Annotated in this window: 12 protein-coding genes; 3 read left to right on the top strand and 9 right to left on the bottom strand. The window is 36.4% G+C overall.

Annotation, left to right across the window (positions count from 1 at the left end):
* Positions 1-242: 242 nt before the first annotated feature.
* Together istA and istB are read left to right on the top strand one after the other, a co-directional pair.
* Entirely contained in the window at positions 243-1,799 is a 1,557-nt protein-coding gene (gene istA / locus CLV38_RS09975) for an IS21 family transposase (RefSeq protein ID WP_106194967.1), read from the top strand.
* Positions 1,789-2,544 (top strand): IS21-like element helper ATPase IstB, encoded by a 756-nt coding sequence (gene istB, locus CLV38_RS09970; protein WP_211295463.1) that lies wholly within the window; start codon positions 1,789-1,791, stop codon positions 2,542-2,544. Before istA ends, istB begins: the two co-directional genes overlap by 11 nt.
* A 182-nt stretch (positions 2,545-2,726) precedes the next feature.
* Here istB and CLV38_RS09965 read toward each other — a convergent pair whose 3' ends face one another.
* The 4 genes from CLV38_RS09965 to CLV38_RS09950 all read right to left on the bottom strand — a co-directional run bounded on the left by CLV38_RS09965 (position 2,727) and on the right by CLV38_RS09950 (position 5,647).
* Entirely contained in the window at positions 2,727-2,996 is a 270-nt protein-coding gene (locus CLV38_RS09965; protein ID WP_170068875.1) for an alpha-hydroxy-acid oxidizing protein, read from the bottom strand.
* Between the two features lie 392 nt (positions 2,997-3,388).
* A complete protein-coding gene (locus CLV38_RS09960; RefSeq protein WP_106194961.1) occupies positions 3,389-3,733 on the bottom strand; it encodes a type II toxin-antitoxin system PemK/MazF family toxin in 345 nt (114 codons plus the stop codon).
* Positions 3,734-3,964: a type II toxin-antitoxin system PemI/MazE family antitoxin gene (gene mazE, locus CLV38_RS09955; protein ID WP_106194958.1), complete on the bottom strand. Its 231-nt coding sequence runs from the start codon at positions 3,962-3,964 to the stop codon at positions 3,734-3,736. It abuts the gene before it with no gap.
* A 360-nt stretch (positions 3,965-4,324) separates the two neighbouring features.
* Positions 4,325-5,647: a hypothetical protein gene (locus CLV38_RS09950; RefSeq protein WP_106194956.1), complete on the bottom strand. Its 1,323-nt coding sequence runs from the start codon at positions 5,645-5,647 to the stop codon at positions 4,325-4,327.
* A 260-nt stretch (positions 5,648-5,907) separates the two neighbouring features.
* On the opposite strand from CLV38_RS09950, the gene CLV38_RS09945 reads away from it, so the two are divergent.
* Positions 5,908-7,227 (top strand): IS1380 family transposase, encoded by a 1,320-nt coding sequence (locus CLV38_RS09945; RefSeq protein WP_106194953.1) that lies wholly within the window; start codon positions 5,908-5,910, stop codon positions 7,225-7,227.
* Positions 7,228-7,410: 183 nt separating this feature from the next.
* On the opposite strand, the gene CLV38_RS09940 is transcribed toward CLV38_RS09945, so the two are convergent.
* From CLV38_RS09940 to CLV38_RS09920, 5 genes are all read right to left on the bottom strand, one after another.
* The gene (locus CLV38_RS09940; protein WP_106194950.1) at positions 7,411-8,022 is read right to left on the bottom strand and encodes a hypothetical protein; all 612 of its coding nucleotides are present in this window, start codon (positions 8,020-8,022) and stop codon (positions 7,411-7,413) included.
* A 157-nt stretch (positions 8,023-8,179) separates the two neighbouring features.
* Complete coding sequence (locus CLV38_RS09935; RefSeq protein ID WP_106194947.1) at positions 8,180-9,277, bottom strand: PD-(D/E)XK nuclease family protein; 1,098 nt, start codon at positions 9,275-9,277, stop codon at positions 8,180-8,182.
* Between the two features lie 98 nt (positions 9,278-9,375).
* The gene (locus tag CLV38_RS09930) at positions 9,376-10,179 is read right to left on the bottom strand and encodes a tetratricopeptide repeat protein (RefSeq protein ID WP_106194944.1); all 804 of its coding nucleotides are present in this window, start codon (positions 10,177-10,179) and stop codon (positions 9,376-9,378) included.
* Between the two features lie 15 nt (positions 10,180-10,194).
* Positions 10,195-10,629 (bottom strand): hypothetical protein, encoded by a 435-nt coding sequence (locus tag CLV38_RS09925; RefSeq protein ID WP_106194942.1) that lies wholly within the window; start codon positions 10,627-10,629, stop codon positions 10,195-10,197.
* Positions 10,630-11,211: 582 nt separating this feature from the next.
* Positions 11,212-11,691 carry a hypothetical protein gene (locus CLV38_RS09920; RefSeq protein WP_106194939.1) on the bottom strand — a complete coding sequence of 160 codons (480 nt, stop codon included), beginning with the start codon at positions 11,689-11,691 and terminating at the stop codon, positions 11,212-11,214.
* Positions 11,692-11,802 lie beyond the last annotated feature (111 nt).

The raw sequence follows: 11,802 nt of genomic DNA, 5'->3' as shown, positions 1-11,802 counted from the left end.
AATCAAGATATCCCTTGGAGGACTCAGTCCGATTGAATACAGAAAGAATCTAGGTTTAGTTGCTTAAAAAAGTCCAAGAAAACATCCGCACCCCCGCGTTGCCAAGTTTTGTACCACCCTTTGCCATGAAATATACCAGTCATTGCCAACCTGTTTACCACTTATTAACTTCTGTATAATTAATGTGCATGCCTACGGCATTTAAGCCTAAAGCATGACATTTATTATATGGAGGTTTTTTTATGTTCCAATATAGGAAAGTATTGGAGATGAGGTCTGATGGCTTTTCGCTTCGAAGTATTCGTGCAGCTACTGGTCACTCAAGACAAAAAATAACGGAAGTCATTCGACTTGCGGAAAAAAAGGAAGTGACACCGCCGTTAACAGATGAGATGACAGATAAATGGCTAGAAGAGTTTTTGTATCCTGAAAAGACGATGGAAGGATCAGGTTACCGACCTATTGACTTTGAATACATTCACAAAGAGTTGGGAAAGAAGAATGTCACTTTAACACTGCTTCATCATGAATATGAAGCGCAGTGTCGAGCAGAAAACGCTATTCCCTATGCCTATCGCAGTTTCATTCGTCATTATAGAAAATATGCAGAAAAACATAAGGCAACGATGCGAATCAAACGGAAGCCTGGAGAAATTTTAGAAGTCGACTGGGCTGGATCCACCGGCTCTTTAATTGACCGAGATACTGGTGAGAAGGTGAAAGTCTATGTATTCGTAGCGACATTTCCTAGTAGTCAATTGTCCTACGTTGAAGGTTTTTTATCAATGAATTTAACGTCGTGGATCACAGCCCATAGAAATGCTTACCACTATTTTGGGGGTGTGAGTGAAGTTCTAGTCCCTGACAACTTAAAAACAGGGGTTCAGGAAAATACGCGAAAGCAATTAGTACTAAATCCTACTTACAAAGATATGGCGAATCATTACGGCACATTCGTGATGCCAGCTCGAGTAAAATATCCTAAAGACAAAGCGTCAGTAGAAGGGTCTGTACGAACAATCTCGACTTGGATTATCGCTGCCATGAGGCATACTCAATGCTTCACTTTAAAGGAATGGAATGACGTTGCCAAAGAAAAATTAGAAGAGTTCAATCATCGTGATTTTACGAAGCGTGAAGGTTCCAGATGGTCAGCATTTTTAGAAGAAGAGAAATCGTATCTTTCTCCTCTCCCTCCAACACCTTATCAGATGTCTGAATGGTTAACCGCCAAAGTTCAACCAGACTATCATATCTCTGTTAAAAGTCAGTTTTATTCTGTTCCTTATGAATATATCAGTCAACAGGTAGATGTGAGAGTTACAGATCATCTTATTGAAGTATTCTACAATCATATGAGAATCGCTTCTCATTCACGATTATATGGGAAATATGGCAGGCAGTCCACTAGCCGAGATCATATGCCAGAGAACCATAAATTATATACGGATCAAACCCCACAAAATGCCATTGCATGGGCAAAAGGCATTGGACGATCAACCTTACAAGTCGTCGAATTAATTTTAAAAAACGCTGCCGTTGAACGGCAAGGTGTTCAATCCATTTTCACTCTTAAGAAAGTGTTACGCAAACACACAAAGTATGAATTAGAAAAAGCCTGCCAGACGGTACTGGACGTCACAAAAAGACCGACGGTCTCTCTCGTTAAAACAGCCCTTAAAAATAATCAGAAGCAGAAAAAAGAAGAACAAATGGAGAAAGCAGTAGATAAATTAACTCAGAACCATGGATTCACCCGTGGAGCTAACTATTATGGAGGACGTTTGAATGATGAATGAAGATACGATAACAAAGTTGATTGAAATGAAAATGAGTGGCATGGCAGATGCCTATAAGCAACAGGCACAAAACAAGCAATATAACGGCCTGGACTTCGAAGATCGCTTTAAGCTTTTAGTAGACAGCGAACATTCTCGTCGCAAAAGTAATAAGCTCCAACGCTTAATAAGTCAAGCCGCATTCGAAGTTCCTTCAGCCTCAATTGAGGAAATTCAATATTTCGAAGACCGACGATTACCAAAAGAAGAGATTTTGCGCTTAGCTTCTGGTTTGTATTTAGAAAATAAGAATAATATCATTCTGATGGGAGCAACTGGAGCTGGGAAAACCTACTTAGCCTGTGCCTTTGGTATAGCTGCTTGTCGTCAATTTTATAAAGTACAGTATGTTCGCCTACCTGAACTCCTAGATGAGTTTAAAATAGCAAAAAATCAGCCAGATGACAGCTATAAGAAATTAATGCGTAAGTATACGAAGAAAGAACTACTCATTATTGATGAGTGGCTTCTCCATGATCTAAGAGAAGAAGAACTATACTTGACCATGGAAATCATAGAAAAACGAGAAAAGACAACATCTACGATCTTCTGTACCCAGTTCAACACTGCCGGATGGCATTCTAAGTTGGGAGGTGGACCAACAGGCGAAGCAGTTATTGATCGGATCGTCCATAATTCCTACACCATCACTATCGATGGTGAAACATCTATGCGTGAACGACTGGGTTTATCGAATAACTTCTAGGATATTACTATAAAAAACTAATATAATCCTATGGATTATGTAAAGGAATCCCATAACTAACTTAAATCACAGTGGTTATGGGATATTTCTTTAGTGGTACATCAAGCTGGCAAAGGGTGGTACATTCTTTGGCAAACAGTGGTAAGAAAGTTGGCATTAGTGGTACAAATGTGTGGCAGTAGTCAGATCGGTGACGGTAGCTCGTGACCCAGTACCTCAGTAGTCGTTTCCGGATGCTCGACATCGGCCAAAACGCGCGGCAGGATCCTTTTTTGGTTGAAGGCATCGATATTCTGCTTCAGCGTGTATTCGTCTCCCGCTCCCCCAGCGATGTAGCCGAACCCGCCTATTGGAAGAAGTTTGCTCGCCTGCTCCTCCAAGTCGTATGTATTGATCACTTCAATGTCTTTCACTTCTGTTGGTGCGTTGTAGATTATTTCCTCGTTAGTCATACCATTTCTCCCCTTCATTGCTTAGTTTCTTCCCCCGATACACTATTAAAGTGTATTTAACTAAGTAATATATCAGTTTGAAGTGTAGAAGGCAAGTTAAGAAGTTAATATATAGTAATTTTTATCCGGGCGAAAAAATCTCATTTCAAATATTTAACCGTGTCAAAAAGCCCACCATAGTTGGTAGGCTAAACGTATTTCTATTAATCTTTAGTAATAAAGTATTTAAATTCATCAAAACCGCTTAAAAATTATACGAACTTCTTAACTTTCTTAGCCAGTATCGGAAGCTCGATACTCATGAAAGGTGCTCCGCTAAATTGCCTTCTTAACTCATTGAGTATCACATACCGGATGATTTCCCTATAAATGCCGACACAGTGATGAGCAGACTAATCAGCAAATACAAACGATACGAGTTGATCGATCTGTTCTAATTCATTGCTGGATACCTTTTCTATGAACTCACTGTTTCTCTTGTTATAGTCTAGTGATTTCAATTGAGAAACGAGTACTTGTCCCTCTACCTTTGACGTACTGTTTAAGCTGAACCGAGTCGGCAAATTCTTCTTCGTAGACGTAATGGGACAGATGACTGCAAACTGTGTGCTTTGATTGAACGGATATGAAGAGACAACTAATCCAGGTCTTCTTTTCTGAATTTCTTTCGCAGCTGAAGGATCAAAATCAATCCAGATAATATCACCTTTATGTGGGACATACTTATCAGCTGACATCTACCATACCTCTTTTCCAGCAGGTTTCATATCTGCCCATACATCCTCTTCATTATATTCACCAGGTTTAGCATTTTTGAATGGATTGTCCAGCTTAGGAATCAAAGAGATATTTCCATGTTCATCCGTTTTCACAATATATTCAGTGTTTAGGTCCAAATCTTTTGCTTCCGAAGCAGGTATAGTCACAACGATGGAGCTTCCCTGTCTGCGCAATTTAGTTGTTGACATATCAATCACTCCTCATCACTAATTATACTGAACAACATCCTATAAAACAATTGGTTAATTGCAACATTTCATTAAAATAATGCTGCTACTCTTTAAGTGCTCACAGGTACAAGTGATTCTAAAATTAACAGCCTGCTTGTTCCGTATAAACAATTGCAGAACAAGTAAAATTGAATCTTTTTGGCGACTTGTACCGAAACCTCGCATTCAGTACAAGTGAGTCCCTATTTAATAGTACACTTGTGCTAAATAACACTTCCCAAGAATAAAGTTGGTAATTTTGACAGATGAGCTACCAAAATCTTCCTGCTCAAAAATTATTTTAACTATTTTCGTGAGTTTCTGATTGGTTTGTAATTATTAATAGTAACAACTATTAAAGTATTCATCTAGCAAGTTGATTTCTTTATCCGTTATGACTTTCCGTTTACCGATCACTTTAGAAATTTCTGGTATGATTATCTGATTTCTGGCAAAATCTCTTGTATTTAATTGATTGGATAATTGCTTCTGCATATTTTTGACATGACGATTTAGTTTTTTTATAAATATCATTTGTTTTATTTCATCGATTTCATGATCTGCTAATTTAACTGAATACATTAAATCCATAAATTCCTCTTTAAGGACCGGGTAGTGTATTACACGATCATCTTTGTATATTTTATCCATAACTTTCTGTAATGCAATATAAGTAACAGTACCAAAGCCCACTGCTCCAACAGTTGGACCAAAGAAAGGTAAAGAGGCTCCAATCATTGCTCCACCTACGCCACCTGTTTTTACTATTGTATTTTTCTTGAATTGATTCTTTGAAATTTTACCTGACGAATAATTCAAAGTATCCCATCCATACAAGACGATAGAGGTAACAACTACTGGGACGCCATTTACAATTGTTTTATTCAGACTTCCGTTTAATAGAGTATTGATTTGAGAATTGAGTGCAGCCTTTGTCAACTGAGCTGTTGTTGCATGCATGACGGTGCCGATAACTAGGTGTACAATACCAGTCTTAGCGGCAAGTTTAAAGGCTTCTTCCGTAGTTGCTCCAGACCATTTAGCATGGGCGAAAACAATTAGCACTGAGATACCTGCTGGTGATGTCGACTGGATCAATCCACTTTTCAAGTCATGCGTAATCGACGTAACGTTAAACGCCTGTGTGATTAGTTGGGCCTGTTCATAAGTAGCATGTCCTTTTCTAATAATACGAAAGGCTTCGTTCGGATCTTTAACTCCTGGAATATCTCCACGTAAAATTTTTTTCCTCATAAATTCAATTGATTGAACATATTGATCTGCAGGTACTTCAAGTTGCATAGGACTACCATTTTTGCTAATATATCTGTACCCCGATTCATCAAAGGCTGCATTTACTGTAGCCCTGGAATTATTATAATACTTTGTTTGAACCTCAGTTCCATTAACAATTCTATCTGCACTATTTTTCGCATTATTTCCACCTATAACTTCTGCTTTATTAAATCTTAGTTTGTCTTCGACAGTATTATAAGCTTCTGCTGCGTATCCACTTCCACCTGTTGAATTTCTCACTTGACTGATTAGATTGCTGGCTTTAGATGAGAGAGCTAATCTCATACTGTTAGCAGCTACAACAGCCGTTGAAAGGCCATCTTTTAATCTACCAGATTTTACTGTCTCTTCAACCTCTTCATCCAATGAGCTAAAGTCAGTTCGAAACTTAGTTCTCTTTTTTAATGCAAACCATTCATCTGGATCGATGTGAATATAAGAGTTTTTTTTACCCTGAATTATTCATACTTATTTGTCAGAACTAGCATTTATCCCGTATTAATACCGTTTACCACTCTAATCATTGTTCACCCGTTGGGTGAAGTAAAAAAGATACAAAAAAAGCACACTCTGTGATATTGTAAAGTCATCCAAAACCCAAATACCAAAAAGAGGTGTGCTCTTATATGGAAACTTTACAAGAAAAATCGCTGAAATTCAACTCAAATATGATTGTTTCAAACGATGGAGGACAATTGTCCAATGATGCCGGACTTCTTTTACTTTTTGAGTTTTTACACAAGATTAAGTTTGATGAGATGCTTAAGGAGTTCTTTCATTTAAATGATTCTCGTGCCTATTGTATTCATGAGTACGAAGAAATATTGAAGCAACTAATCGTACAACTCATCGCCGGTTATCCACAAGATTCCGCTGCGAACCGTCTACGCCTAGATCCTATTCTAAAGCAAGGGCTTGGAAAAGATCAGCTCGCTTCTCAATCCATGATTTCTCGCTTTATTCATGAACTGACTGAAGAAAATGTGGCTCAATTCCAACAAATCGCCAAAGGCTTGGCAGATGATTGGATCCACCATACGAACACACAACACATGGTGATTGATATCGATTCTACGCACTCGGATACCTTTGGCCATCAAGAACACACAGATTTCAACACGCATTACGGTACCAATGGGTACCATCCTTTAGTCGCTTTTGACGGATTAACTGGATTGTTTTTAGATGCCCGACTTCGTCCTGGAAATGTCTATACGTCCAATGCGGCAGAAGACTTTTTAGCCGCTATTATCCGTCAGCACAAGAAACATTCTTGTGAGATGTTTCTGACTGTTCGTGGAGACAGTGGCTTTGCCAAACCAGAGATCTATTCCCTTTGTGAAGAAGAACAAGTCAAGTATGTGATTCGGTTGAAAGTGAATCATAAACTGAAAGATCTCGCACATCACCGCGTGCATTATGGAGAAACCACGGACTTCACTAAGGACGAACACCAATATTTTATTATGGACTATCAAGCAGGTAGTTGGGATATTTCCCGAGAAGTCGCTGTAAAAGCGACTCGTGAAGCTGGAGACCTTCTGTTTACTAAGTATGAGTTTATTGTCACTAACTTTCATGGACTCTCTGCCGAAACTGTATTTAAGCTGTATCAAAAGCGTGGTACGATGGAAAATTGTATCAAAGAAATCAAGAATGGGTTTTCCTTTGATAAGACCGACAGCTCAACTTATGTGGCGAATCAAGCTCGAATGATGATGAGTTGTATCGCCTACAATTTGGTCCATCTCATGAAAGAAGCGACCTTTCCAAAGGAAATGAAACGGTCGACCATTTCAACAATTCGTTTCAAACTCTTTCATATTGCAGGAAGGCTAACGAGTCATGCCAGGCAACTAAGAGTTCGTTTGGCATCATCTCACGTATTTGATTCCCTCTTTTGGGAAGTGCTTGAGAATATTCAATCGCTTGTCCTCTTGCATTAGCTTTTTGAATGAGTCAGACGCCTTTTTTTAAGTAGTGTAAAACCAAGGGGGTGGTATACCCTTTTTTTGGGCGGACCTATCAAACTCTGCCTGAACCGACTTTATTCGAGCCAGTCAAGACAACAAAAATACTCAAATGAACGAAAATAGTCAGTGAAATAGTTATCCACAGATAGCTATGAATTATTCAGGTTTACTTTTATTAATTAAAGAATAAAGTTCTTCTAAGTAGTTGTCTTCTTTGTATAAATCACGTGTATAACCACAATCGATCAATTCTTGTAAAAACTGTTGCATATTCTTTGCATTGAGTGCCTTGTTTTCTTCAGATACAAATCCCTTTAAATTAAAATTTATATGCGATGTGTCGTAATAATAAATCACTAAGTTGGACAGATAATGCTTAACTTTCCATATACCTTTAAAGGAGACAAATAACTCCTGACCATTTTCCCTTTCATGTTTTTGCTTTTTTAAAAGCACACCGTCTGAAGTTAGCAACACACCATATTCCTTAAATTCCTCCAAAGCCTTACTTCGAACAGGCTCATAACCATAATAATCTACTCGTCTGTCTTCTGAAACAAAGCTTTTAAAGAACCCATGTGCTCTACCATAGGGTAGTTGTTCTCCGTTATAAGAGAATAACTTTGAGAAATTTGATAAAATCTTGCTGAGTTTGGCTAAATCGTAATTATGATGTTCAGAAGCATACCATTTTGCTTTACTGACTCTGTAATAGGTGAAGAATACGAGCATAATCAAAATGAATGAAATTATTATACTAATCCACATACTACCAGTCTCCTATTTTAAACTTATTCTGAAGTTTATAATCACTTAGTAATTTTTCAAGATTTAATTTTGGGACATATAATGTATCCCCATTGTAAATATAGGTTTGTCAGATTGACCTATCCAATGGTTATATCTATAAAACGAAATAAAATGACTAGCCTTGAGTTAATAACTCGATTCCTTCGAAAATAGAATCTCTTAAAGCATTAACCTGTTCTTCGGTAGATTCCGTTCCAGCGAATATTTCCATTAATGGTTTACGTAATACTATTACTCGCCATGGACTTTTATCCAATCCGTCTATATAATCAAACCCTTTAGGATCTGCCTCGATCCGTCTTTTTAGTTCGAGGAAATTAGAGGAACCGATATACTGATTTCTTTTAGCCATCAATTGGTTATCGTTTTTATTAAAGTCGTATTCAAGAATTACTACAAAATCAGGTCCGTTTTCTTCGTCTAATGGTTCCAGCTTATGATCTTGTCCATCCATTATAACACCAGCAAATATGCCCGGTTCCCAAGTGCTAAAGAATTCTATCCCCTTCCTACCCCACCGCTTATTATGGAAGGTTGGGTTATAGGTAGAATTTGGCACAGTTCCAAGATTTTGACAATGTGTTTTCCAATCCGTTCCAACTATACGTCCAAAAAGTACATCTAATTTACTTTCAAGTTGTATACCTGGGAAGTATCCTAAAATGTTGTCCATATTAACGGGATCCATTCTTCCAAGCCCTTGCTGTTTCAAATAACCAGTTAACTGTTGAAGTAAGAACTTCTCTTGACTATCGAATTCGTCAATAATGCTCAGTAAAAAATCATAAACATCTGCCCAAATCAACTTCACATCAGCTTGTTGCGTATGTTGTATATGAGTAGTCGTTATAAGCACTGTATAGAATGTCCCTTTGAAATCTCCACTAATTGCTCTTTTATATTTATCGATCTGGTCTGTCGAAATCGCACTATCTATCTTGTGTTCAACAATAAACCCATTACTCTCTCCCCTTATGAACATATCGATGTAGCCGTTTTTGTTTGCATACTGTGTTTTGATTATTGTTTTTTCTTCAGGCAACTCAAAAAAATTAGGAGAATTTATTTGACTGACTAGGAAACGAATATATTCTTGTCTAAATTTTGGTACATTCATTAAAGTCCATGCTAGTATCTGTGTAAGAAAATCCTCTTTCGGATCTCTATTGCTATTTGGAATATAAGATTTGATAAATGAATAGATAGAATCCATTGATTTCTCCTCTCCAAACTAAATCTCACCAATAATTTCTTTGATTTTTTTCAGCCTCTTATAATCATGGTCTTCAACTTTTATACCAGAATTTTCTTTTATAGAAATGAACTCTTGCGCATTAGAAACAATTTTTTTGCACTTTCTAATCTGTTACTCTCTTTAAGAAGAGTGACATGTTGGACTGCCGAAACCAATATCTGTTCAGGATTTTGAACTTCAAACTGCCGAATCATATCTATAGCCTTCTCTGTCTCGTCAAGCAAACTTTTATATTCACTATAAATCTCGTAATTGATCCATCTATTAGGCGTTTTTTTTATTTCTTTAGAGAGATAACTAAACAAGCTTTTATATAGTCCCTTTAGGTAATAAACCCTAGCCAGCATTCTTTTCCTTTTATTCAATTTTTCATATGCTCTAGCTATAATTTTCCTGGCTTCTTTCATAGGCAAATGGAGCACTGATTCAGGCAACGCAAACTCAGGAAAATAATTAAATAACGTTTCTTTAAATAGCAAATTATCCTTCTGATCACTCAAAAGTTTCTTTTCAAAGAAATATAGACTGTCTTCCTCTTTTAAATAAATTAAATTTTCTATGTCACTGACAGTAATATGATGATCGAGCCTATAGAGACATTTATAATAACCATGAAGGTAAGTAAACCGTCCATTATCAATAGCTATAAGCTCTTTAAATATTTCCATTGATTGATTATATGATGTTATCTTGTATAGTACCTCAGCTTTGTCTGCTAGTAAATCAATAACTTCCGGTTGAATATTCAATGCTTTATTAATGAAAGTAAGAGCTAATTCATAATTTCCTTCACGCTTATAATTAAGAGCCATATACTTAAACCGAATAAATTCTTTGCTGTACTGCTTAAACTTTTCCATTACTTGACCTCCACATTAACTTTGTAATAGAGCACCTATAATTATCCCTGTGGTACCCACACAGATCCAGTCAAATAGTCGATTGAACTTCTTCCCTTTCACACTATAAAAAGACGTTTCCACTTTACTATAGTAGTCCAACGAAGGACATCTCACTACATTAACCGTAACAATGAGAGCTCGAAGTATTAATATTAGCGCTAAAGTATACGCCAGCATCTTAATAGCTCTGTGATCGACCAAACGTGCTGCAGGAATTAAAAATAGTAAGTTTAGAAACTCTGTCAAAAAAGCAGCGAATATTATTACTTTCTTCCAAGAATCTTTATACCTAGCCTTTAGATTTGGAGCCTCTGATGTCGCGTAGACATTTTCTTTGTTGCTTTTAATCAGCCTAGACAATCCCATCCCCCCCAGGTAAAGGCCATATATGATTATGATGTAATTCATTTAACTCCTCCCTATTAGTAACATAGTTTTATAATACGCATAAAAGCTTAGTAAATGACAATACCAGCTAATAATCATTTAGTTAATATCCTTAAAAAGATACATTAAAATATCTTAAATGATAATCGTATCATTTGAAACTAATCGATGAACCAAATATTGAGATTCAACTGGTAATTCGATGATAAACTCAGTATAGATATCTATATTCACATTAAACCCAAGGTATCTATTACAGTAGATTCAATTCTCTCTTGCTCTATCAACAGCATTTTAAGTAATATCGATAAACATGCAATTCTCATAAAGTATATTGTCTACTTATTTATTTCAATTAAACCCTTCACTTTCATAAATATTTAATAAATCCTTTAAAACAATTTTTTGAATATATCTAACTTAGTCAATGTTCAGTCCGTATATGTCATTTGATTATCCCATAATAGAAAATTCACATTACCATCCATAGATTTTATTCAAAAATCTTGGAGTAATATTGCATGATTACTTAACATCACTATTTATTAAAAAGGACGGTTCCATTAAAGCTATTAAATCTTTATATACCGTCCAGTATCTTATTTATTTTTCTTCTTCCACGTAACCAAATGCATAATAGCCACCTTTTTTAGTAACCAGATTATCCAGAAAAGATTTTATTTGTTCACTGGCATGCTCATGGTTAGCACCATTAAGATCTTCAAAAATCTCTCCTTCTATGTCACTAAATATCTTGTCTCTTTCAGCTCTAATTGTTTCTAGATACTTTTCTAATACTTTTTCACCAGTCTGATAGTCAATATCAGCATCATCATCTGTTACTGAAACCACATCATCCAATGTCACTATAAATGGACTGTAAAAATTATTTTCCGTTCTAAAGTACCTCATCTCCATTACTTCAAAAGCATTTTGAAAAACATGCTCTCCAGTGGCAATGACCGGGGCACCCTTGACTCCGTGTATAACAGTAGGAAGTCCTTCTGCATTTTCCCCAGTCACTTTACGGGTTAAACGAAAGACTCTTCCTTCTTCAATCAATAAACCATCTTTTGTAGCCATTTTATAAATTACCTCCACATATAATTATTTGTCAATACTGAATTTATTCCTAAGTAAAGTCAGGTATATCAACATCACTGTTGCAGTACTTGTTAAATAATTTAACCAAAT

The sequence above is a fragment of the Alkalibacterium olivapovliticus genome (assembly GCF_003003275.1).
In the GTDB taxonomy this organism is placed as follows: Bacteria; Bacillota; Bacilli; order Lactobacillales; family Carnobacteriaceae_A; genus Alkalibacterium; species Alkalibacterium olivapovliticum.
Note: the sequence above shows the minus strand (reverse complement) of the source record. Positions and strands in the feature narration are given on the sequence as shown.

Excerpts from the sequence above, each read along its gene's own strand:
- istA (WP_106194967.1), top strand. The coding sequence starts at position 243 with ATGTTCCAATATAGGAAAGTATTGGAGATGAGGTCTGATGGCTTTTCG.
- istB (WP_211295463.1), top strand. The coding sequence starts at position 1,789 with ATGATGAATGAAGATACGATAACAAAGTTGATTGAAATGAAAATGAGT.
- CLV38_RS09965 (WP_170068875.1), bottom strand. The coding sequence starts at position 2,996 with ATGACTAACGAGGAAATAATCTACAACGCACCAACAGAAGTGAAAGAC.
- CLV38_RS09960 (WP_106194961.1), bottom strand. The coding sequence starts at position 3,733 with ATGTCAGCTGATAAGTATGTCCCACATAAAGGTGATATTATCTGGATT.
- mazE (WP_106194958.1), bottom strand. The coding sequence starts at position 3,964 with ATGTCAACAACTAAATTGCGCAGACAGGGAAGCTCCATCGTTGTGACT.
- CLV38_RS09945 (WP_106194953.1), top strand. The coding sequence starts at position 5,908 with ATGGAAACTTTACAAGAAAAATCGCTGAAATTCAACTCAAATATGATT.
- CLV38_RS09940 (WP_106194950.1), bottom strand. The coding sequence starts at position 8,022 with ATGTGGATTAGTATAATAATTTCATTCATTTTGATTATGCTCGTATTC.
- CLV38_RS09935 (WP_106194947.1), bottom strand. The coding sequence starts at position 9,277 with ATGGATTCTATCTATTCATTTATCAAATCTTATATTCCAAATAGCAAT.
- CLV38_RS09930 (WP_106194944.1), bottom strand. The coding sequence starts at position 10,179 with ATGGAAAAGTTTAAGCAGTACAGCAAAGAATTTATTCGGTTTAAGTAT.
- CLV38_RS09925 (WP_106194942.1), bottom strand. The coding sequence starts at position 10,629 with ATGAATTACATCATAATCATATATGGCCTTTACCTGGGGGGGATGGGA.
- CLV38_RS09920 (WP_106194939.1), bottom strand. The coding sequence starts at position 11,691 with ATGGCTACAAAAGATGGTTTATTGATTGAAGAAGGAAGAGTCTTTCGT.